The organism is Pseudomonas sp. CBS (assembly GCF_024734645.1).
GTDB lineage: Bacteria > Pseudomonadota > Gammaproteobacteria > Pseudomonadales > Pseudomonadaceae > Aquipseudomonas.
The window spans coordinates 5,386,105-5,406,584 of record NZ_CP102929.1; the positions used below are offsets into that span (position 1 = coordinate 5,386,105).

Sequence of the window (20,480 nt, forward strand, 5' to 3'; positions counted from 1 at the left end):
TCAACTGCTCCTGCAAAGGGTGTCGGCGTTGCGCCGGTGCCCTGATTTACGGTTGTAGCGGGTTGTAGGTGGCTCGCTTCAACTGTTCCCGCGCCCGGGACAAGCGTGAGCGCACGGTGCCGATGGGGATGTCCATGGCGTCGGCGGTGTCCTGGTAGCTGCCGTCGGTTTCCAGCGAGGCGTAGAGGGTTTTACGCATTTCCGGCGGCAAGTGGGTAATCGCCCGCAGGGTTCTTTCGAGCCTGCGGTTGATTTCGAACTGCCAGTCCAGGTTGTTGTTTTCTTCCTGCCCATGCCACAGCGCTTCATCGAACTCGCAATGCACCGGTTTGGCATACAGGCGCCGGAAGTGATTGCGGATCAGGTTCTGGGCAATCCCGCACATCCACGTGCTCAGGGTGGCCTGGCCGCCGAAGCGGTCCCGGTTACGCCAGGCCTCCAGGTACGTCAGTTGCAGAATATCGTCTGCATCTTCCGGGTTCAGTACGCGTTTATGAATGAAGCGGCGGAGTTTCTTGTGGTGGTCTTCCGACAGGTTCTGGATGGAGCGGTGCGGGTCAGGTGTAAGGTGAACTAGAACATCGACTGGGATATCCATGAATTTTTCCTCAGGGTAGACACGATCGAAATAATTCCGACGGGAACCCCCTTAGCACTGCCTGTGCCAAGCGATAAATATGTATAACTTATTGATATATATAGTGAAATATCTTGTTTTGATGCCTTTTCATGCAAGGTCTTGCACAAACATCCACAGGTTTGTGCCGGTTTTTTCATAAGCTTCTGAATTGCCGGCAAGATGGAACCGTAATGGGTTTGCCCTCCACACAAGGACACGAATCTCCCTGTCCTGGCATTCCCCATGAAAGTCGATCCCCACGTTGATGTGCAAAAGCCTCAGAACCTGGAGCAGCCTGCGCCTGCAAGGGTTGATAACCGCCCACCTTCCCAGACGAGCACCCCGCCGATCGGCGATGACCTCGGTTCGCTGTTCAACCAAGAGGTCGAGCTCAACAGTCGCGCGCTTGGACGGCGGCAGATAGGGCTGCGCGTTATGCCGGTGGAGCAACTGGCGCAACTCTATGAGCAATTGGGGCATCCGGCTCAGGCAACACTGGCGACCATTGCGCGCAGTGTCAGGGTTCAAATGTTGGTGAACCCCAGCGTCGAGAAGTTTCTGGAGATCACCGGCAATGACCCGGCCCGGGCCTACGTGGTGCTCCAGCAAGTGGCCGCGCAGGCCGATGCCGAGGTGCGCAGCAACGAGGCGAAACTGGCTCGCGAAGCGCTGGTGAAGCTGGAGATGCGCTTCAAGCCGCAGATCCAGGCGGGCCTGAACACGGCGTTGGCGCTGCAGGCCAGCAGTGATGACCCACACCTGCGCCAGGCGGTGCGCAGTGTGTATTACGCCAGCGTGGTCACCCGGCAATCCCTGGCAACGATGCTGCAGGCGCTGTTGGGGTTGTTTGGCGGCGAAGACCTTGGCCAGGGGCTGAAGCTGATGCGTCGCGCCCTGGCCGACGACATTGCGGCGCTGACGCCGTCGATCGCTTCGGCCAAATTGCTCACGCTCCTGGTGGGGTTGCGAGGCTGCGACCAACTGGGTGGCATCTTGCGCAATTGCCGAGACCTGATCGAGCGCCTGGCCCTCACCTATCCCGAGGTGACACGGGACGCAGTGGCCCTGCTCCAACGCTTGCTGGGTTACTCGAACACCGGGATTGCGACTGCCGAGATCCAGCGCCTGGCCATTGAATTGGGCGGGGTTGATGTACTCAACCAGTTGATTTCACTCAACAGTGTTTATCCGATGCTCAAGAGCCTGCCGCTGGCCGTGTGGCGTGATAACAGGGGCCGTGAGGACTGCCTGAACAGCTTTTTGCTGGTGATGGACGAATACGCACGCACCGAGCGCGGGACCCGGCAGGGCATGGCCCCGCAGGGCCCCGATGCATGAGCGCGTTACGGGTCATCAATGGCGTGCTGCTGAAGGTTGCACAACGTGCCGAAGTCATGGGCGCGGTGGTCATCATGGCCATTGTGTTTATCTTTATTGTGCCGCTGCCCACCTGGCTGGTGGACATCCTGATTGCCCTGAATATCTGTATCTCGTGCCTGTTGATCGTACTGGCGTTGTACCTGCCGGGGCCGCTGGCGTTTTCTTCGTTTCCGTCGATCCTGTTGCTGACTACCATGTTTCGCCTGGCCCTCTCGATTGCCACCACGCGATTGATCCTGCTGGAGCAGGATGCCGGCGATATCGTCGAGGCTTTCGGCAACTTCGTGGTGGGCGGCAACCTGGCGGTAGGGTTGGTGATCTTCATGATCCTGACCATCGTCAACTTCCTGGTGATTACCAAGGGGTCGGAGCGTGTCGCTGAAGTGGCGGCGCGGTTCAGCCTGGATGCCATGCCTGGCAAGCAAATGTCGATCGACAGTGATTTGCGTGCCGGCCTGATCGATGGCGAGCAGGCCCGGGACAAACGCGAGCAATTATCCCGCGAGAGCCAGCTGTTCGGGGCCATGGACGGGGCCATGAAGTTCGTCAAGGGCGACGCCATCGCCGGGCTGATTATCGTGGTGATCAACTTGCTGGGCGGGTTCTCCACCGGCATGTTCCAGCACGGCATGAGCGCCGGCGATTCCATGGCGCTGTACTCGGTACTGACCATCGGTGATGGCCTGATCGCACAGATTCCCGCGCTGCTGATTTCCTTGACCGCGGGCATGATCATCACCCGTGTAGCGCCGTCCGGGCGTAACAAGGGCGCCAACAACATGGGCGCCGAGATCGCCCGGCAAATGACCAGCGAACCCAAGAGCTGGATCATCGCCTCGGTCGGCATGCTCGCCTTTGCGGCGCTTCCGGGGATGCCGACGGTGGTGTTTATCCTCATCTCGCTGATCACCGGTTCCCTGGGTTACTTCCTGGTGCGTCAGCGCCAGAAGCGCGAGCAGCCGGAGCAAGCGGGCGCCGATGCGGTCGCCCCGCAAGACAACGGTGAAGAAGACCTGCGGGGCTTTGATCCGTCGCGGCCTTATCTGTTGCAGTTCCCGGCAGCCTTGCACGGCAGCGCACAGGTGGCGCAGGTCACCCACGGTATTCGCCAGGCGCGCAATGGCCTGGTCACGCAAATCGGCCTGACGCTGCCGCCGTTTGAAGTCGAGTTCGCACCTGCATCCGTACTGGCCGAAGATGAGTTCCGCTTCTGCGTGCATGAAGTGCCGATGATCAAGGCCACCCTGGGGCACCGGGTAGCGGTGGCCCTCGACACCTTGGCCGCCGAGCCTGAAGAGGATGCCAAGGGACTGCCTGAGCGCGACGAACAGGAGTGGGTGTGGCTGGCGCCCGACGATCCACTGCTCGACGACGAGCAACGGGAGCGCTTCACTGCAGAGGGCTTGATCATCGAGCGCATGACCCGGGCGATGCTGTTGAGCGGGCCGCAGTTCCTCGGAATTCAGGAGAGCAAGTCGATTCTCAGCTGGCTTGAATTCAATCAGCCGGAGCTGGTGCAGGAACTGCAACGCATCATGCCGCTTTCACGTTTTTCGGCGGTGTTGCAGCGCCTGGCCAGCGAGGGCGTACCCCTGCGGGCCGTGCGGCTGATTGTCGAGGCTTTGATCGAATACGGCCAGCATGAGCGTGAGCCGGATGCCTTGGCCGACTACGCGCGCATTGCCCTCAAATCGCAGATTTTCCATCAGTACAGCGAAGCCGATGGTCTGCATGCCTGGCTGTTGTCGCCCCACAGCGAAAACGTGCTGCGTGATGCGTTGCGCCAGACCCAGACCGGGGTGTTCTTTTCCCTCGACAACGACAGTAGCGCGGTGTTGGTCAGCCTGCTCAAACAAGCCTTTGCCGTGCGGGCCAAGAGCAAGAGCGTGCTGTTGGTCGCGCAGGATTTGCGCAGCCCTTTGCGTACCTTGCTGCTGGAAGAGTTCAACCATGTGCCGGTGCTGTCGTTTGCCGAGCTGGGTAGTTCCTCCAAGGTGAAGGTGCTGGGGCGCTTTGATCTGGGGCAGGATGATTTGTTGCGCGGCGCAGTGGCATGAGGGCTTGATGATGTTTGAGTTGCGCGTGCTTGATGGCCAGCATCAGGGGGCGGCGTTGCCGCTGTTTGGCGAGCAGTGGAGTATAGGTGCCCACCCTGATACCGACCTTTCCCTCTCCGACCCGGGCATTGCCGAGTGGCACGTGTGGTTGCGCCTTGCAGGCGGGCAATGGCTGGTGCAGGCCGAGCAAGGGCTGGTGCAGAACGTCGATGGCCAGTTCGTCGCTCAGATCAGTGACTTGCCACTCAGCGTGCCTTTTTCGATTGGCCAGATTCGGCTCTGCGTCACCCGGGCCGATCAGCCCTGGCCGAAGGCGCCTGTGGTGACGGCGCCGGAGCCGGCACCGGCCAGTGAGGCGCCGCCGACGCTAACCTTGTCCTCGATCTCGAGGTCGCAGCAAAAGCGCTTGATCAGCCTGGTGGTGGTGGGTGCAGTCATCATCACGGCGATCGGTATGGTCACCAATGGCGAGCGCCAGGCACAGGCATCGCTGATGCCGCCAGTGGTCAGCAAGCATGAGCTGGGTTCGCCCTACGAGGTGCGTCAGCAGTTGCTCAAGATGCTCGGCGAGCGAGAGTTGGGCCACCGCATCAGCCTGCAAGTGATCAATGGCCAAGTCACCCTCAGCGGCGATGTTTCCCGGGATGAGGTGGAACTGGTGTCGCGCATGCTCAGCCGTTTTGGCGAGCAGTTCGATACCTCGGTGCCGGTGCTCAGCCGTGTCAGCGAACACAACAGTGTACTGCCCTTCAAGATTCTGCAGATTGTCGGTGGGCCCAACGGGCACGTGGTTCTGGACCAGGGCAGCCGCTTGTTTGTCGGTGATGAGGTGGAAGGTTTACGACTGGTGATGATCGATAACACCAAGGTGGTATTCGACGGCGTGCAGCGGTTCGAGGTGCGCTGGTGAGCGAGGAGATGCGGGCTCGTCTTGAGGCCTGGCAGCAGCGCCAGTCGACGGCGTTGGCCAGCTTTGCGCCGGTGGCGGTGCGCGGTCGTATCCAGCGGGTCAACGGCATGTTGCTGCAATGCCGGTTGCCTCAGGCGCGCATTGGCGACTTATGCCAGGTCGAAAAAACCGTGGGCGACTACATGCTCGCCGAGATCATCGGGTTCGATCAGCAGGATGCAGTACTCAGTGCCCTGGGCAACCTGGAAGGCGTGCGTGTGGGCGCCAGCGTGCAGCGCCTTGGGGTGCCGCACCGGGTGCGGGTGGGGGACGATCTGCTGGGGCGGGTGCTGGACGGTTTTGGCCGGCCGATTGCGGGCGAAGGGCCGAGTGCCTTTGTCGAGGATGACGCCGCGCAGGCGAGCCCTGTGCTGTGCGAGGCGCCCTTGCCGACCGAGCGGCCGCGGATCAACCGGGCGCTGTCCACCGGGGTGCGTTCGATCGATGGGTTGGTGACGCTGGGGGAAGGTCAGCGTGTCGGTCTGTTCGCCGGTGCCGGTTGCGGCAAGACCACCTTGCTGGCCGAGATCGCCCGTAACGTGGAGTGCGATGTGATTGTGTTCGGCCTGATCGGCGAACGCGGCCGTGAGCTGCGTGAGTTCCTCGACCATGAGCTGGATGATCAACTGCGGACCAAGGCCGTGCTGGTGTGTGCGACTTCTGATCGTTCCAGCATGGAGCGCGCGCGCGCCGCCTTTACGGCGACAGCCTTGGCCGAAGGGTTTCGGCGCAAGGGCAAGCGCGTGTTGCTGTTGATTGACTCCTTGACCCGATTCGCCCGGGCCCAGCGTGAAATCGGCCTGGCTGCCGGTGAGCCGTTGGGCCGTGGCGGTCTGCCGCCTTCGGTGTACAGCCTGATGCCGCGCCTGGTGGAGCGCGCCGGGCTGACCCGCGACGGGGTGATCACCGCTATCTACACCGTGCTGATCGAGCAGGACTCGATGAACGACCCGGTGGCCGATGAAGTCCGTTCGCTGCTCGATGGCCATATCGTGCTGTCGCGCAAGCTGGCCGAGCGCGGCCACTACCCGGCGGTGGACGTGTTGGCCAGCCTCTCCCGAATTTTAAGCAATGTGGCCGAGCCCGCGCATATCAAGGCCGGCACCGGATTGCGGCGGTTGTTATCGGCTTACCAGCAGATCGAGCTGATGCTCAAGCTGGGCGAGTACCAGCCTGGCAGTGATGCCCTGACGGATTTGGCGGTGAACAGCCGGCAGGCGGTCGATGGTTTCCTGCGCCAGGACTTGCGTGAGCCGGCACCGATGGATACCACCCTGGATCTGCTGATGGAGCTGACCTGCGATGTCCCTTTCTGAAATCGACACCCTGCGGCGCCTGCGCAAGCATCGGGCCGATCGCGCCGAACGCACGTTGCGGGCGGCCAAGCGGCTTCAACAAGCGCTGCTGTTGCAAATCCAGCAGGCACAGCAAGTGCTGGAGCACACCCGCGAGGAGGAAGCGCGCAAAACCGCAGAGCTGTTAGGCAAGCATCAAGGGCAAGTGATCTCGTTTCGCGACCTCACGTCCTGGAATACCCAGGAGCGCACGTTCTCTGCCGACACCCGGCGTGAGGAAGGGCAACTGCATGCGTTGCACGGCCAGCAGAAGGAGCAACTCACCCATATCGACAGCGCACAGCGGCACGTTAGCCAGTGTTTGCGCGAGGTTGAAAAACTCCAGGAGCTATCCCTTTTGTTGGTGCAGGAAGAGAACGATGACGCAAGTTCCAGCGAACAAACCTGAGCGCCCGCGTCCGCGCGAGGCCCGGGATGAACGTGAGCCCGCTACGGGGGCATTCGTGCCCGTGGAGCAGAGGCTGTTATTTACCCAGCTGTTCAGCCGCGACCGTGAGGGCGGCGGCTACGGTTCCCGCACGGCGCTGACGGCGCCGACCGAGACCCTGATGATCGAGGCGCTGACCGAGCAGTTGGCACCCCGTATACAGGCCGCCGCGCAGTGGCCGTTGCAAGCGATGCTGTACCTGCCGCGCCTGGGGCGGATCAACGCAAGCGTGCGCCGCGAGCAAGGCGCCTGGAACGTTGAGCTGACGGCTGAGGAAACGCACACCGCACGTTGGTTGCCCGGCGTGCGGCAACGCCTGGAAGACGGCCTGGCCGGGGCGCTGGCGCAGCCGGTTCACGTGCACCTGGCAGGCGTGTCCTCGGCATGATCATGCCGGTTTTGAGCGTGCCTGTGGTCAACGCAAACACCGTGGCGGCACAGCGCCGACTGGGGCGTGGCATGCGCATGGCGTTTCGGGTCTCGGAGCAGCACGGTGAGTTGCTGATGGCGCCCGGCCGTGCGCCCACGGGTGTCAAACCGCTGTGTTTCGAGAGTACCAGCGGGGCGCTGTCGTTCGCCGAGCCTGGGCCGCTGTTCAGCCTGCTGGGTGAGTGCCCTGTGACATTGGCAGAGGCCGGCAATGACCCGGATTCCTGGTTCTGGGAATTGTTCCACCATCACCTGAGCCCCGAAGTGCGGACGCTGTTCGGTTACCTGCGGTTGCTGCCTGCCCCCAGGACGTTGACGTTCGGCTGCCGGTTTACGGTGACGCTGGGTGCGTCCCGCGTGGTGAGTTACCTGTGGCTGGCGCCCGAGACCTTCCTGGCGTTGTGCGACGCCGGCCCCTGGCGACCCATTGCCGCGCCGCTGCCTGCGTCGTTTCAACTGGCGCTTGCGGTGAAGCTGGGGCGCCTGCGTCTGCCGATTCAGCAGGTGCGCCACCTGCGTGTCGGTGATGTGGTGATGCTTGAACAACCCCTGTTCGACCCACAGGGCAATGGCCAGCTGCACGTCGGCAGGCACCGGCTGCACGGTTGTATTGATGATGAATCCGGGCCGTTGTGCCTGACGCTTATTTCGATTGAGGAAACGTCCATGGACGAGGATTTTGCAACACAGCAATACCCGGTGCAGGAGGGTGACCAGCCCGTGATGGACGTCTTCGGCCATGAGCCCTTCGACGAGTTGAACATGGCCCTGGATGTGCGCTGTGGCACCCTGAGCCTGACGCTCGGCGAACTGCGTAACCTGGCCCCTGGCGCGGTGCTGGGCATCTCCGGTTACGCCCCGGGCATGGCCGGGCTCTATTACGGCGACCGGCCGATCGGCCAGGGGCAGTTGGTGGAAGTGGACGGGCGCCTGGGGCTGCAGTTGTCACGTGTGATTTTCGCTCGATGACGCTTCAGGGGATTGACCCCCTTGTACTGGCATTGTTTCTCGGCGCGTTGTCGTTGATGCCGATGTTGTTGATCATCTGCACGGCCTTCTTGAAGATCGTCATCGTGCTGATGATTACCCGCAACGCCATCGGCGTGCAGCAGGTGCCGCCGAGCATGGCTATCAACGGAATAGCCTTGGCCGCGACGATATTTATCATGGCGCCCGTGGGCTATGAAATCGCCCAGAACGTCAAGGCAGCGCCTGTGGACATGAGCAACGTCCAGACGCTGCTGGAGACAGGGCGTGAGGCCATACAACCGTTGCGCGCATTCATGCTGCGCAACACCGACCCGGATGTGTTGACCCACCTGCTGGAAAACAGCGCGCGCATGTGGCCACCTGAAATGGCGCAAAGCACCCAGCGCGAAGACCTCATCCTGCTGATCCCGGCGTTTGTGTTGTCGCAGTTGCAGGCAGGGTTCGAGATCGGCTTCCTGATCTACATTCCGTTCATTGTCATCGACCTGATTGTCTCCAACCTGCTGTTGGCCCTGGGGATGCAAATGGTCTCGCCCATGACCATTTCCCTGCCGCTCAAGCTGCTGTTGTTCGTCATGGTTTCCGGGTGGTCGCGATTGCTCGACAGCCTGTTCCTTTCTTACCTCTGAGTGACCTATGGAACCCATCGTGCTGTTCAAGCAGGGCATGCTGCTGGTGGTGGTGCTGTCGGCACCGCCGCTGATCGTGGCGGTGATCGTGGGTGTGCTGACCTCCCTGGTGCAGGCCCTGATGCAGATCCAGGACCAGACGCTGCCCTTCGGCATCAAGCTGGTGGCGGTGGGCATCACCCTGGTATTGACCGGCCGCTGGATCGGCCTGGAGTTGATCCAGCTGATCAATCTGATGTTCGACATGATCGCCCGTTCGGCGTTGAACTGAGGGACTGCGCGTGCTGCTTTATCTCGAATATTTGCCAAGCCTGCTGGTTGCCATGGCACGCATTTATCCCTGTGCGCTCCTGGTGCCGGCGTTCAGTTTTCAACATATCCGCGGCATGCCCCGGCACGTGATCGTGATGGTCATGGCGTTGATTCCGGCGCCCGGTATTCATGCCGTCATGAGCGGCCAGGATTACTCCGCGCTGATGATCACCGGGCTGATACTCAAGGAAGCGACCCTGGGTTTTTTGCTGGGGATCTTGCTGGCCATGCCGTTCTGGATGTTCGAGTCGGTGGGCGCACTGCTGGATAACCAGCGCGGAGCCCTGGCGGGTGGCCAACTCAACCCGTCGTTGGGGCCGGATGCCACACCCATCGGGCACCTGTTCAAACAGTTGGTGATTTATCTGCTGATCGTGGTGCTGGGGCTGAGTGTGTTGACCCAGGTGATCTGGGACAGCTACCTGATCTGGCCGGCCACCGCCTGGCTGCCGCTGCCGGCCATCAATGGCTTCAGCGTTTTCCTCGGCGTACTGGGCGATACCTTTACCCACATGATGCTGTACGCCGCGCCGTTTATTGCGGTACTGCTGTTTCTCGAATTCGGCTTCGCGGTGCTGGGCCTGTACAGCCCGCAGCTGCAGGTTTCCACTTTGGCAACGCCGGTCAAGTGCCTCGCCGGGCTTGGGGTTCTGCTGCTGTATTTTCCATTGCTGCAGGATTTGATTGTCACCCGCATGGCGCAGTTGGCAGACCTCAAACACTCCATCGGCCTGATGTTTCAGGGGGTTGCACCATGAGTGATTCGGGGGAGAAAAAACACGCCGCGACCCCCAAGAAACTCAAGGATCAGCGCAAGAAAGGTCAGGTCGCGCAAAGCCAGGATGTCGGCAAGTTATTGGTGCTGACTGCCTTGAGTGAAATCGCCTTGCTCACCGCTGAAACCAGCATGCAGCGTTTCCAGCATTTGATGATGCTGGCGATGTCGGGCATCGGCCGGCCCTTTATGCGCGCCCTGGAAGAGGTGTTGCTGGAAGGCCTGCTGATGTTTTTCTCGTTCGCCCTGTTGATGGCCGGGGTGGCGATTGCCGTGAAGCTGATCAGCAGCTGGTTGCAGTTCGGCTTCCTGTTCGCGCCGGAAAGCTTGACGCCGAACTTCAGTCGCCTGAACCCGCTCAGCCAGATCAAGCAGATGTTTTCCGCCCAGTCGGTGATGAACCTGTTGATGGGACTGGGTAAAGCGCTGTTGCTGACCCTGGTGCTGTACGTGGTGATCGGGCCGTCGTTGTCGGCGTTGATCAACCTCGCCACCAGCGATTTGCAGAGCTATATCCTGGCACTGATCACCTTGTTCCGTCATTTGCTGCACGCCTGTCTGGGGTTGCTGCTGGTGCTGGCGTTGATCGACATGGCGTTGCAGAAACACTTCTTCGCCAAGCGCATGCGCATGACCCAGGTGGAGGTGATGAAGGAATACAAGGACATGGAAGGCGACCCCCACGTCAAGGGCCAGCGGCGTCAGCTGGCCTATCAACTGGCCCAGGAAGAGCCGAAGGTCAAGCTGCCCAAGCTTGAAGAGTCCGACATGCTGGTGGTCAACCCGACGCACTTTGCCGTTGCGCTTTACTACCGCCCGGGAAAAACCCCGCTGCCGATGTTGGTGGACAAGGGCACGGATGCCGGGGCCCGTAAACTGATCGATCGGGCCAAGGCTGCCGATGTGCCGGTGATCCAGTGCGTGTGGCTGGCGCGTACGCTCTATGAGAAAAAGCTGGGGGCCCCCATTCCCCGGGAGACGTTGCAGGCGGTGGCCTTCATCTATCGGACGCTGCGGGAGCTGGATGATGAGGCCAAACGCGACACCCTGCATTGGCCGGAGCTGGAACAGCGTTAACGCGGGCGGCGTACATCCAGCGCTTCGAGCCTGGCCAGGGAGAGTATCCGGCTGACGGTGTCATTGAGCGCCGCGCCGCCCACCGGTAAGGCGTGCCAGATCACCAGCGCGCCCTTGGCGTCCAGGTAGACAAAGCACCCGTCGAACGCCTGCGCATGTTCAAAGCGCCGCTCAAGCACGTGCTGCAACTGCCCGGCCTGTAAGGCCTCGGGTGCTATCTGCAAGGCCAGGCCTCGCTGGGTACCGGCCTTTATCGGGAGCAGGATAATGCCTGGAGAGAGGGGCAGGTGAGCGTCATTGCCGCTCACCAGCTGGTCCAGGAACACCTGGCGATGTTGATCATCGTCGGGTAATCCCATGGGGTTCACCGCTCCAGGGATATGGTCTGATAATCCGAGCGTTCGCCGGCAGGGCCGGGTTCTACGCGCATCTGTGGCGGCCACCAGACCACCATTTTATTGGCGCTGGATTGCGGACGTGAGCAGGAGTCGCCCTTGCACGTTGGCGTGCAACCGACAATGAGCAGCGCGAGGCCGATCAAGGTGACGCAGGACAGTGGTCGTTTCATTATGGGTTGCTCCGGGCTGGCGTGAGCAGGGAAGGGCGGGGCACGCCGATGTGCTCATCTTTGATGACAGGGCGCATGGCGATAAACACTTCAGCCTCTTCACCCGGCTTGAGCCAGGCACGTGGCCAGACGCTCACCGCCAGGGTCTGGGAGTTGCTGCATTCCTTTTCATCGATGCGCACGTGACGATTGAACTGGTTGCGCATCACCACCACGGCCACGTTGAACTGCGGGCCGGCATACCACTGGCTGCGCTCGGTATTGAGGGCCAACAGGTCCCGGGTGGCGCACAAGGTATCCAGGCCAAGTGGCATCGGCGCCGCCTTGAAGGCCTTGGGCACTTGGCCGCTGACGAGGTGAGCCAGGGTGCTGGTGATGTCGCTGCGCTTGATCACCGGTTGATGCTCCGCGTAGCGCCTTGCCAGAGGCTTGAGCGCCGCCTGCAGTTCGGCCTGGTCTTCCTGGGGCAAGTAGCGTGAAGGGTCGGCCTGATCGCCGATGACTCGCGGGGTCAGGATAAACAGACGCTCACGCCGATTGTTCTGGCGTTCGGTGGAGGAAAACAGCGCCTTGCCCAGCAACGGTATGTCGCCCAGCAACGGTATCTTGTTCTGCTTGTCGGTGCGTTCGGTGACATGGAACCCACCCACCACCAGCGAGCGTTTTTCCGCCATCACCGCCTGGGTGCTGACCTTGCCTCTTCGCACATCGGGGCTGAGGCGCCCGGGGTTGGTCTCATCGAAGTTACCGTCCTCGATATCCACCACCAGATGGATCTGGTGCTGGCCGCGGGAAGTGATCACCCGGGGCACTACCTGGAAACTGGTGCCCACGGTGATGGGCAGGATGTTTGCGACTTCTGTGCCGGCGGTCAGGTATTGGGTGCGGTTGAAGTCAATCACCGCCGGCTGGTTTTCCAGGGTGAGCACCGACGGGTTGGACACCATCGTCGCCAGGCCACGTTGTTCCAATGCACGTATGGCGGCATAGAAATGGTCGCGGTGTTCGATCGACAGCTGCGAGGAGGTACCGGGGGCCATGTTTACACCGCCACGAAAGCGGCTGTTTTGAAAGCCCCAGTTGATCCCGAATTCGCGCAATTGAGTGCGTTCGATATCGAGGATGATTGCGTCGATTTCCACCAGCTTGCGCGCCACGTCGAGCTGGGCAATCAGCTCGCGGTACATCGCCTGGCGTTCCGGCACGTCATAGATCAGCACGGCGTTGTTGCGCACATCGGCCTCTACCCGGATTCTGCTGGTGGACACCGGTGCCCGTGGAGTGAGCGACAGGCCGGTGTCCAACTGCCCTGGGTTGATTGCCGGGCCGAGCATCTGCCCCAGCATCGGGTTGCCCAGCCGTGGAAAGCTCGGCGTGATGGGCGAGGGTTGCGAGGCTGACGCGGGGCGCGGGCTCAGCGTCGAGAGGGTGGAGGCGGGGCGAGGTTCCAACAAACCGCGCAGCATGCTGGCGACACCGGGGATGGTCAGCTTTTCACCGCGATAATCAATCGGGCGGTCCGCTGCGTTGGCGAACTTCAGCGGGTAGGTGAGGATGCTCTGCTTTTCGTCGGCGGATTTGCGTTGACTGCTGAATTGCTTGATCTGCTCGATATAGCGCTTTGGCCCCGAGACCAGCACCACGCCATCGTCGGACAACTCACCCCAGCCAAACCGGCTGTCCAGCAGGCCAATATCGGTCAGGGCCTGCTTGAGGTCGGCGAGGGTCTCGGAGGAGACTTCCAGGCGCGCTGACTCCTGCTGGTCCAGAGTGCTGATGTACAGGGTGTTGTTGTACAGGTACCACTGAAAGCGATGCTCTACGCCCAGCCTGTCGAGCAGCGATTGCGGGGTATTGGCGCGTATCTTGCCATTCACAATGCCTTCCAGCAGGCCGTCGATTTGCAGCTGTGTGCCAAACGACTGGGCGAAATCTTCCAGTACCTCCCGCAGTGGCTTGTGTTCGGCTTCATACGCGTAGGCGGTGTTTTTCCATTCACTGGGGACGGCAGCCAAGGTGCTTTCCAACGGGGTCAGCAACCAGGGCAGCAGGATCAGGCCACGCCAATGGGCTCGTTTTGTGCGGTCTGCAGGCGAGTCGGCGCGCAAGCGAGGGTGCTTGTAATTCTTGTTAGACATGATCGTTCTCTGAATTAGTACGGCAGCGAGCGTAGGGACGTGGGCATGGGTTTCCGGGTCGGGGCTGCGAGGCGTGCGACGATGGCGCGCCAGGCGTCACGCTGGTTGAGCAGAGCTTCGAGACAATCCAGCAGGCACTCGCTGCTGTGGTTTCCCGGCACCCGCTGGAGCAGCCACAGCGCACCACTGGCCGGAGCCTGGGCGAGCGCACCTTGAAAATGATTCAAGCTGGCGAGTCCCGGGCGTAGCCAGTTTGCCAATAACGAGTTATCCGGCCGATGCCGGGTCAACTGGACACTCAACAGCATCGTGCCCGCCTGGCGTCGCAGGATGATTTCGTCGTCATCTTCGAACAGGTTGATCTGTTCTTTGCTGCTGCTGAGCCAGTCGACCAGTAAGTTTTTCAACTTACTGCACACCGTCAATTGCTGTTTTCAACAGCATATGATTGACACGACTATGCTCATTGAACGCGACATTCGAGTGGTACCGTTTGAACATTAGCTCGTAAAACAACTGTGTATCCTCCGGCGCGCCGGCGGCATCTTTAGCGGCGGTGTTATAACTTCTTCTATCAACCTCTACTTCCCTCAAGAGTTGACGTTTAAAACCGTTGTGGAAGTCCATGGGATTTCTCCTGCTGTGGTTTATCGTTGCGGTTTGGGTGTACGAGTCGGTAGTGCCTTTGACGATTTGTTTTAGGGTGTCACTGAGCGTTACTTGTCTAATGGCTGGTAATTATTCTTTAAGAAACCGTTGAGCATGGAGGCCCAGTCGATACGAAAGTCTCCCTCATCGGTCTTCAGTACCAGTGTTTGAGGTTTGACGGTGTCGTCGGGCTGAAGCTTCCAGAGCGTGATGCCATGGTTTGCGAGGCCCTGCTTCACGTTGTCGATTTCAGGCGGGTGGCAGAGCAGTGTCGCGTTGACTTGCGAGACCTGGCTGGCCAACAGGTGTTTCAGGAGCGCGGCCAGACGCTTGGGTTCTACTGTCTCTTCAAGCAGACAGCAAATCGCTTGGTTGACGATCGAACTGGCATGACGTTCGAGGCTGTCGCACATATTTCGGTGGTCGCGCTCCCAGCGTTTGAGCTGGGTGTCGGCGCGTTGCCAAAACTCAAAAACAGCCTTTTCCAGCAACGCTTCACACTGTTCTTTTGCCTGGCTTAGCAATTCATCCGCTTTGGCGTTGGCGCGGCTCAATAACTGGTTGGCCTCTGCCCAATCTGCAAGGGTTTCTCGGGGAATCAGGGTTTGCGGCAACCCGGGCTCTCCCATGTGCAGCACAAGTTTTTGTCTACTTAGCATGGCTGATTCCCTGCCCATACGAGTCAAGGTGCTGGTTGTCGTTTGGGAGTGCAGTAATCCGCCATACAACGGCTTGCAAAAGAGTGTTAAGCCGGTTGTGCCCGTTTTCGAATGAGAGGGTCCTTTTTTCCATCTCGAGCACTCGCTCATAGGGGAAGCGCATCCGAAGGCGCTGCCAGGTAGCGGGTTTTACCCAGGTGCGCAGCAACTGTAATGGATCACCATTGGGCAAAAGCATGTCAGGGGGCAGCGTCATAGAAAGACGAATACACCACTGCTGATGATCTTCGCTCAAGGGCGCCACGGCTCCAGGACTGAAGGTGTTGTGAATCAGCGCAAGCACCAGGTTGAGTTGTTCCGTTGAAGCAAGGACCAACCGTAGCACCGCGGGGTGAGGCACAGGAGGCAAGCAAGGGGTGATCCCTGGTAGGGTGCTCGTCACTAGCCCCTTGCTACGATGCAGCGCATTGATTGCGGGGTGCCTGTTGACGGCTCTCCAGTCTTCGAGGGAGGACTTCCAGGGAAGTGCCCACCATTGAGCCCAAGCCAGTAGCTCATGTTGATCGGGGCCGGGCATCATGAGAGGGCCGTCGGTTCGGCAGATGAAGATGTCCCCTGCAATCGTTGCTGCCGATTGCGCAGGAACAGTACGGCAATCACGGCTAACACCAATCCGGCCAACGAGGATATCAAGACGGTCCGCCAAAACCCGAGATCATCTGCGGGTACCAGAAACGGTCCGAAATACGTCAGGCGCTGTTGTTCCTGGTAAGCCGTCGCAGGTACGAATATCACGGTGAGTTTGTGCGGATTATCCACCGCTGTAGTCATACCCGGGATGCTGCTTGCTACCATTCTGCGAACACGTGCGCGGATGTTGTCCGGGTCCAGTCGCGGATCATGTTTGATGAATACTGACGCTGATGCCGGCTGTACAGGTTCTCCTGGCGCGATGCGTTCGGGCAGTACGACATGCACCCGGGCGACGATGACTCCGTCAATGTTGGATAAGGTGGCCTCAAGCTCCTGCGACAATGCATAGATGTAGCGAGCACGTTCTTCCAAGGGGGTCGAGATAACGCCTTCCTTGCGAAACGTGTCGCCCAGCGTGGTCCGGGCTGCTCTGGGCAGGCCGACAGCTTCCAGCGTGCGTACGGCACGGCCGATGTCAGTTGCATTAACAGCCACAACAACACCATCTTTGGCAGGGATTTTTTTGGCTCGAATATGTTTGTCGGCCAGCTCGGCAATGACCTCATTAGCCTCTTGCTCGGAAAGTTGGCGATGGAGTTCTACGCGTTCACTGCAGCCGTTCAGCATGGCTATCAGCGACAAAAGTAATGCGACAGGCAGGAGAGATTTCATTTTTATCTACTGCAGGTTGCAGATTTTTTCGACGCATTGGGCGGTTTTACCCACGCCCTTCACTACAACATGTGTCAGCAATAACGTATTGGAAAGGTGCCCCGGGTAATGACTCATCGCTTTCTCATCATTTTTCTTGCTGAAGGCCTGCAAACTCTTTGTCATACGGCTTGTAGAATCTGTCAGTAGCTCTGACGCCACTGAAAGTAGATTCGAGGTGTGAGGTCGACCTATACTAATGCGCAGTAGAGTTGAATGTTCGAGCGCTGAAGTGAAAAAACTGACGTCTGCCCGGGGCGTAAAAAATTCAGGTAGTTTGTGACTGGCGGTGGGGTTGCCATTTGTCGAGCTAAAGTCGTCTTCAATAAGCATACGAACCTTCTTGCGCAGTATTAACGTGATGAGGTTTATGGCGAAGTAACGTTAAATGGTGGTGCAATAAGCATGGTCACCTCCTCGACAATTGCGTCGAGGAGGTGAGTGGCTTATCGGTAAGTCTCGGCGACAGCTTTGAGCATTGCTGCCTCTCGGGCTTTCCTGCCCATCTCTGCGATCCTTAGTTGATCCTGCGCGGATTGATCCGCGATTCCTTGCATCTGGGCACTATTGTTGCTGCTGTCGTTACCGATGCCGCTAGCACCGGCAGAGTTTCCGTAGCCACTGTTTGAGTTTGGATTGAAGCTAACTGTCATAGTTTGTACTCCAGTTTAATTCATGGGTTAGCAGCATAGCCCAAGACGGGGGATTGTAATTGCCAGTCAATGAGCTAATTAGCTACAGCCTATAAGGCTATAAATACTGTGGTTGGCAAGCGCGAAGGCGTTCCATCGGTTGCATAATGAAATATTTCAAGTTGTTACATCTGTAAGGGTGCTTGCGGGTACTCGTTGCTAGTTAGAATTTCCAGCTGTTTTATTCGGTAGTAAAGCGTACGTTTGGCAACTCCAAGCTCAGATGCCACGGCTTCAACATTATGTTCATGGCGGTGCAACGCTTCTTCAATCAGTGACTTCTCAATTTGTTGTAGGCGTTCCTTCAGGGTCTTTTTCACGGGCTGGGGGTCGGCAAGCTTTTCTGAAAACGGCGGCAGGCCCAATACAAAACGCTTCGCCGCCGAACGCAGTTCACGGACGTTGCCCGGCCAGGGATGGCACAGCAACCGTTGCAGCAGAGCACTGGGGGGCGAGGGGGCGGGGCACTTAAAGTACTCTGACTCTTCGCGAATCATGTTCAGGAACAGCGGCACAATCCGCTCGCGGCGTTCCCGCAGGGGCGGCAGCTGGATATCCACAACGTTCAGGCGAAAGTACAGGTCGCGCCTGAACGCTCCCTGTTCGACCATCTCGTGCAGTGATTGCTGTGCAGAGGCGATAACCCGCATGTCCACCGGAATAAACCGCGTGGAGCCCAGGCGTTCAACGCCCCGGCACTCCAGTACTCGCAGCAGCTTGGCCTGCAGGTTGAGGGGCATGCTGTCAATTTCATCGAGGTACAACGTGCCCAGGTGAGCGGCTTCTACAAACCCTGCCCGGGATTGCATCGCTCCGGTATAGGCGCCGCTGTTGACCCCAAACAGTTGGCTTTCAGCCAGGCTTTCCGGTATCGCGGCGCAGTTGACGGCAACAAAGTTGCCCTTTCGACGGGACAGCAGATGTATGCGTTGTGCCAGGGTGTCTTTACCTGTCCCGGTTTCCCCCAGCAGTAGCATATCGATATTGAGTGTGGCGGTATTATGGATAGTGGCTTCAATGGCGGGGCATTCGGTAAGGGGTGAGTCTGTTACATCCTCATTGTGATAGGAGGCCGGCATATTGTTGTTGCTCCAATATTGGGTCGCATCACTGTTGTTAGACTTTGTTAGTCCTTTCGAATGCCGGGAAGTAAATCGGAAAACATCTGCTTTGTCATCTTGGGTAAGAGGCCAAGAGGCGGCGCTCAGTGTGTAGAAAAGATTAAGGGTGGACAGGGTGAAAAGAAGGCAACTCGTTTTGTTAGTTTGATTTCTAATTATGCGAAGGATAAATCCTAAAGTAGCTGGGGAATTTTGGAGTCTGAAGGTTTTTTGTCGCCAAGTGATGAGGTATTGGTTTTGTGAGTGTTTTTGTTTTTTAATATATAAAGTTAACGGATGTGTCTTGCTGCGTGGTTGTTCAATGCAAAAGTGTTCGCCCACAAAAAAGCCGATGCATTGCATCGGCTTTTTGTTTGCGGCATGGGCCGCAGGTGACGCTTATACGTTGAAGCGGAAGTGCATCACGTCGCCATCCTTGACGATGTATTCCTTGCCTTCCAGGCGCCATTTACCGGCTTCCTTGGCACCGGCTTCACCCTTGAACTGGATGAAGTCGTTGTAGGCGATGACTTCGGCGCGGATGAAGCCTTTTTCGAAGTCGGTGTGGATCACGCCGGCGGCTTGCGGGGCAGTGGCACCGACCTTGACGGTCCAGGCGCGGACTTCTTCAACACCGGCGGTGAAGTAGGTCTGCAGGTGCAGCATTTCGTAGCCGGCGCGGATCACGCGGTTCAGGCCAGGCTCTTCCAGGCCCAGGGCCTCGAGGAACATGTCTTTCTCTTCGCCGTCTTCCAGCTCGGCGATTTCCGCTTCGATTTTGTTGCAGACCGGTACGACCATCGCGCCTTCTTCTTCGGCAATGGCCATGACCACGTCGAGCAGCGGGTTGTTCTCGAAACCGTCTTCAGCCACGTTGGCGATGTACATCACAGGCTTGGTGGTCAGCAGGTGGAAGCCCTTGATCACGGCCTTTTCGTCGGTGCTCATGCTCTTCATCAGGCTGCGTGCCGGCTTGCCCAGGGTGAAGTGGGCAATCAACTGCTCCAGCAAGGCTTTCTGGACCACTGCGTCCTTGTCGCCGCCCTTGGCGTTACGCGTGACCTTTTGCAGTTGCTTCTCGCAGCTGTCGAGGTCGGCGAAGATCAGTTCCAGGTCAATGATCTCGATGTCGCGTTTCGGGTCGACGCTGTTGGAGACGTGAATCACGTTCTCGTCTTCGAAGCAGCGGACCACGTGCGCAATGGCATCGGTCTCACGGATGTTGGCGAGGAATTTGTTGCCCAGGCCTTCACCTTTGGACGCGCCGGCAACCAGGCCTGCGATGTCGACGAACTCCATGGTGGTCGGCAGGATGCGCTTTGGATTCACGATGGCCGCCAGGGCGTCCAGGCGTGTATCGGGCATCGGCACGATACCGGTGTTCGGCTCGATGGTGCAGAAGGGGAAGTTCTCCGCCGCAATCCCGGATTTGGTCAGGGCGTTGAACAGGGTGGACTTGCCGACGTTAGGTAGGCCGACGATGCCGCAATTGAATCCCATGGTGTTTCCCCTCGGGTAAAGAGTCAGGCCTTCTGGCTGTGCAGGTTTTTCATCGCACGGTTCCATTCACCGGCGAAGATATCCGGCAGCACGCCGAGGGCAAAATCGATGCTGGCATCGAGTTTTTCCTGTTCGGCGCGTGGCGCACGACCCAGGACGAAATTTGAAACCATACTGGCAACGCCTGGGTGGCCAATGCCAAGCCGCAAGCGGTAAAACGTATTCTGATTGCCCAACTGCGCGATGATGTCCCGCAGGCCATTATGCCCGCCATGGCCGCCGCCTTGCTTGAGCTTGGCAACGCCGGGTGGCAGGTCAAGTTCGTCATGGGCCACCAGGATTTCTTCGGGTTTGATCCGGAAGAAGCCCGCAAGCGCCGCGACAGCCTGGCCGCTGCGGTTCATGTAGGTGGTGGGAATCAACAGACGAACATCCTGACCCTGATGCGAAAAGCGTCCGGTCAGGCCGAAATATTTGCGATCGGCCGTAAGGTTTACACCTTGTGCGTGGGCGATGCGCTCAACAAAAAGGGCCCCCGCGTTATGCCGGGTCTGTTCGTATTCGGCGCCTGGATTTCCCAGGCCAACGATCAGTTTAATGGCAGTCACGACAGGGGCCCTTCCTTTGGAGTTGTGGATAACATCGCCGTTGGTGCGGCGAAAGTGGACGACAAAAGCTTATTAACCGTTAGAGGCCAACTTCGCATTCTCGCCCGCTTTCTCGCTACGTTCCGGTCCGCGATGTTTCCTCAAGCTCCGACGTTACAGAGAAA

24 protein-coding genes are annotated in these 20,480 nt (G+C 59.1%); 11 read left to right on the forward strand and 13 right to left on the reverse strand.

All coding sequences use genetic code 11. The features are described 5' to 3' along the window. Window positions 1–46: 46 nt before the first annotated feature. Window positions 47–598: an RNA polymerase sigma factor gene (locus NVB75_RS24505; protein ID WP_258343703.1), complete on the reverse strand. Its 552-nt coding sequence runs from the start codon at window positions 596–598 to the stop codon at window positions 47–49. Between the two features lie 264 nt (window positions 599–862). Here NVB75_RS24505 and sctW point away from each other — a divergent pair, with 264 nt between their 5' ends. The 11 genes from sctW to sctU are packed head-to-tail and all read left to right on the forward strand — an operon-like array spanning window position 863 to window position 10,999. Further along, on the forward strand, window positions 863–1,957 hold the full coding sequence (gene sctW, locus NVB75_RS24510; protein ID WP_258343704.1) for a type III secretion system gatekeeper subunit SctW: 1,095 nt from the start codon (window positions 863–865) through the stop codon (window positions 1,955–1,957). After that, on the forward strand, window positions 1,954–4,056 hold the full coding sequence (sctV, locus tag NVB75_RS24515) for a type III secretion system export apparatus subunit SctV (protein WP_258343706.1): 2,103 nt from the start codon (window positions 1,954–1,956) through the stop codon (window positions 4,054–4,056). Before sctW ends, sctV begins: the two co-directional genes overlap by 4 nt. Window positions 4,057–4,066: 10 nt before the next feature. Next, entirely contained in the window at window positions 4,067–4,966 is a 900-nt protein-coding gene (locus NVB75_RS24520; RefSeq protein ID WP_258348728.1) for an FHA domain-containing protein, read from the forward strand. A gap of 8 nt (window positions 4,967–4,974) precedes the next feature. Further along, entirely contained in the window at window positions 4,975–6,321 is a 1,347-nt protein-coding gene (locus tag NVB75_RS24525; protein ID WP_258343707.1) for a FliI/YscN family ATPase, read from the forward strand. Next, on the forward strand, window positions 6,308–6,748 hold the full coding sequence (locus NVB75_RS24530; protein ID WP_258343709.1) for a YscO family type III secretion system apparatus protein: 441 nt from the start codon (window positions 6,308–6,310) through the stop codon (window positions 6,746–6,748). Before NVB75_RS24525 ends, NVB75_RS24530 begins: the two co-directional genes overlap by 14 nt. Further along, a complete protein-coding gene (locus NVB75_RS24535) occupies window positions 6,720–7,175 on the forward strand; it encodes a type III secretion system HrpP C-terminal domain-containing protein (RefSeq protein WP_258343710.1) in 456 nt (151 codons plus the stop codon). Before NVB75_RS24530 ends, NVB75_RS24535 begins: the two co-directional genes overlap by 29 nt. After that, entirely contained in the window at window positions 7,172–8,185 is a 1,014-nt protein-coding gene (locus NVB75_RS24540; protein WP_258343711.1) for a FliM/FliN family flagellar motor switch protein, read from the forward strand. The genes NVB75_RS24535 and NVB75_RS24540 overlap by 4 nt, the downstream gene beginning before the upstream one ends. Then, window positions 8,182–8,835 (forward strand): type III secretion system export apparatus subunit SctR, encoded by a 654-nt coding sequence (sctR, locus tag NVB75_RS24545; RefSeq protein ID WP_063033144.1) that lies wholly within the window; start codon window positions 8,182–8,184, stop codon window positions 8,833–8,835. The genes NVB75_RS24540 and sctR overlap by 4 nt, the downstream gene beginning before the upstream one ends. A 7-nt stretch (window positions 8,836–8,842) precedes the next feature. After that, window positions 8,843–9,106, forward strand: coding sequence for a type III secretion system export apparatus subunit SctS (sctS, locus tag NVB75_RS24550; protein WP_010177045.1), 264 nt, complete (start codon window positions 8,843–8,845; stop codon window positions 9,104–9,106). Window positions 9,107–9,116: 10 nt separating this feature from the next. Beyond that, entirely contained in the window at window positions 9,117–9,905 is a 789-nt protein-coding gene (sctT, locus tag NVB75_RS24555) for a type III secretion system export apparatus subunit SctT (RefSeq protein WP_258343714.1), read from the forward strand. Beyond that, complete coding sequence (gene sctU, locus NVB75_RS24560; RefSeq protein ID WP_258343715.1) at window positions 9,902–10,999, forward strand: type III secretion system export apparatus subunit SctU; 1,098 nt, start codon at window positions 9,902–9,904, stop codon at window positions 10,997–10,999. The genes sctT and sctU overlap by 4 nt, the downstream gene beginning before the upstream one ends. Here the strand turns inward: sctU and NVB75_RS24565 are convergent. The 12 genes from NVB75_RS24565 to pth all read right to left on the reverse strand — a co-directional run bounded on the left by NVB75_RS24565 (window position 10,996) and on the right by pth (window position 20,316). Beyond that, on the reverse strand, window positions 10,996–11,358 hold the full coding sequence (locus NVB75_RS24565) for a transcriptional regulator (RefSeq protein WP_258343716.1): 363 nt from the start codon (window positions 11,356–11,358) through the stop codon (window positions 10,996–10,998). The genes sctU and NVB75_RS24565 overlap by 4 nt on opposite strands. 5 nt (window positions 11,359–11,363) lie before the next feature. Further along, complete coding sequence (gene hrpT, locus NVB75_RS24570) at window positions 11,364–11,567, reverse strand: HrpT family type III secretion system protein (RefSeq protein ID WP_026077788.1); 204 nt, start codon at window positions 11,565–11,567, stop codon at window positions 11,364–11,366. Beyond that, entirely contained in the window at window positions 11,567–13,705 is a 2,139-nt protein-coding gene (gene sctC, locus NVB75_RS24575) for a type III secretion system outer membrane ring subunit SctC (RefSeq protein WP_258343717.1), read from the reverse strand. The genes hrpT and sctC overlap by 1 nt, the downstream gene beginning before the upstream one ends. 14 nt (window positions 13,706–13,719) lie before the next feature. Beyond that, window positions 13,720–14,112, reverse strand: a complete 393-nt coding sequence (locus NVB75_RS24580; protein WP_258343718.1) for a CesT family type III secretion system chaperone — start codon at window positions 14,110–14,112, stop codon at window positions 13,720–13,722. 1 nt (window position 14,113) lies between these two features. Beyond that, the gene (locus NVB75_RS24585) at window positions 14,114–14,332 is read right to left on the reverse strand and encodes a type III secretion protein HrpF (RefSeq protein ID WP_258343719.1); all 219 of its coding nucleotides are present in this window, start codon (window positions 14,330–14,332) and stop codon (window positions 14,114–14,116) included. A gap of 89 nt (window positions 14,333–14,421) precedes the next feature. Next, the gene (gene sctL, locus NVB75_RS24590; protein WP_258343720.1) at window positions 14,422–15,012 is read right to left on the reverse strand and encodes a type III secretion system stator protein SctL; all 591 of its coding nucleotides are present in this window, start codon (window positions 15,010–15,012) and stop codon (window positions 14,422–14,424) included. Beyond that, window positions 15,002–15,388, reverse strand: a complete 387-nt coding sequence (locus tag NVB75_RS24595; protein ID WP_258343721.1) for a type III secretion protein — start codon at window positions 15,386–15,388, stop codon at window positions 15,002–15,004. Before NVB75_RS24595 ends, sctL begins: the two co-directional genes overlap by 11 nt. A gap of 200 nt (window positions 15,389–15,588) precedes the next feature. Then, window positions 15,589–16,377, reverse strand: coding sequence for a type III secretion system inner membrane ring lipoprotein SctJ (sctJ, locus tag NVB75_RS24600; protein WP_258343722.1), 789 nt, complete (start codon window positions 16,375–16,377; stop codon window positions 15,589–15,591). Between the two features lie 6 nt (window positions 16,378–16,383). Continuing rightward, complete coding sequence (locus NVB75_RS24605) at window positions 16,384–16,749, reverse strand: hypothetical protein (protein WP_258343723.1); 366 nt, start codon at window positions 16,747–16,749, stop codon at window positions 16,384–16,386. Window positions 16,750–17,233: 484 nt separating this feature from the next. Further along, window positions 17,234–18,187, reverse strand: a complete 954-nt coding sequence (locus tag NVB75_RS24610; RefSeq protein ID WP_258348729.1) for a sigma 54-interacting transcriptional regulator — start codon at window positions 18,185–18,187, stop codon at window positions 17,234–17,236. Between the two features lie 420 nt (window positions 18,188–18,607). Continuing rightward, window positions 18,608–19,708 carry a redox-regulated ATPase YchF gene (ychF, locus tag NVB75_RS24615; protein WP_258343724.1) on the reverse strand — a complete coding sequence of 367 codons (1,101 nt, stop codon included), beginning with the start codon at window positions 19,706–19,708 and terminating at the stop codon, window positions 18,608–18,610. Between the two features lie 23 nt (window positions 19,709–19,731). Then, the gene (gene pth, locus NVB75_RS24620) at window positions 19,732–20,316 is read right to left on the reverse strand and encodes an aminoacyl-tRNA hydrolase (protein WP_017475979.1); all 585 of its coding nucleotides are present in this window, start codon (window positions 20,314–20,316) and stop codon (window positions 19,732–19,734) included. Between the last annotated feature and the right edge of the window lie 164 nt (window positions 20,317–20,480).

Coding starts and splice junctions, on each gene's coding strand:
- NVB75_RS24505 (WP_258343703.1), bottom strand. CDS start 598: ATGGATATCCCAGTCGATGTTCTAGTTCACCTTACACCTGACCCGCAC.
- sctW (WP_258343704.1), top strand. CDS start 863: ATGAAAGTCGATCCCCACGTTGATGTGCAAAAGCCTCAGAACCTGGAG.
- sctV (WP_258343706.1), top strand. CDS start 1,954: ATGAGCGCGTTACGGGTCATCAATGGCGTGCTGCTGAAGGTTGCACAA.
- NVB75_RS24520 (WP_258348728.1), top strand. CDS start 4,067: ATGTTTGAGTTGCGCGTGCTTGATGGCCAGCATCAGGGGGCGGCGTTG.
- NVB75_RS24525 (WP_258343707.1), top strand. CDS start 4,975: ATGCGGGCTCGTCTTGAGGCCTGGCAGCAGCGCCAGTCGACGGCGTTG.
- NVB75_RS24530 (WP_258343709.1), top strand. CDS start 6,308: ATGTCCCTTTCTGAAATCGACACCCTGCGGCGCCTGCGCAAGCATCGG.
- NVB75_RS24535 (WP_258343710.1), top strand. CDS start 6,720: ATGACGCAAGTTCCAGCGAACAAACCTGAGCGCCCGCGTCCGCGCGAG.
- NVB75_RS24540 (WP_258343711.1), top strand. CDS start 7,172: ATGATCATGCCGGTTTTGAGCGTGCCTGTGGTCAACGCAAACACCGTG.
- sctR (WP_063033144.1), top strand. CDS start 8,182: ATGACGCTTCAGGGGATTGACCCCCTTGTACTGGCATTGTTTCTCGGC.
- sctS (WP_010177045.1), top strand. CDS start 8,843: ATGGAACCCATCGTGCTGTTCAAGCAGGGCATGCTGCTGGTGGTGGTG.
- sctU (WP_258343715.1), top strand. CDS start 9,902: ATGAGTGATTCGGGGGAGAAAAAACACGCCGCGACCCCCAAGAAACTC.
- NVB75_RS24565 (WP_258343716.1), bottom strand. CDS start 11,358: ATGGGATTACCCGACGATGATCAACATCGCCAGGTGTTCCTGGACCAG.
- hrpT (WP_026077788.1), bottom strand. CDS start 11,567: ATGAAACGACCACTGTCCTGCGTCACCTTGATCGGCCTCGCGCTGCTC.
- sctC (WP_258343717.1), bottom strand. CDS start 13,705: ATGTCTAACAAGAATTACAAGCACCCTCGCTTGCGCGCCGACTCGCCT.
- NVB75_RS24585 (WP_258343719.1), bottom strand. CDS start 14,332: ATGGACTTCCACAACGGTTTTAAACGTCAACTCTTGAGGGAAGTAGAG.
- sctL (WP_258343720.1), bottom strand. CDS start 15,012: ATGCTAAGTAGACAAAAACTTGTGCTGCACATGGGAGAGCCCGGGTTG.
- sctJ (WP_258343722.1), bottom strand. CDS start 16,377: ATGAAATCTCTCCTGCCTGTCGCATTACTTTTGTCGCTGATAGCCATG.
- NVB75_RS24605 (WP_258343723.1), bottom strand. CDS start 16,749: ATGCTTATTGAAGACGACTTTAGCTCGACAAATGGCAACCCCACCGCC.
- NVB75_RS24610 (WP_258348729.1), bottom strand. CDS start 18,187: ATGCCGGCCTCCTATCACAATGAGGATGTAACAGACTCACCCCTTACC.
- ychF (WP_258343724.1), bottom strand. CDS start 19,708: ATGGGATTCAATTGCGGCATCGTCGGCCTACCTAACGTCGGCAAGTCC.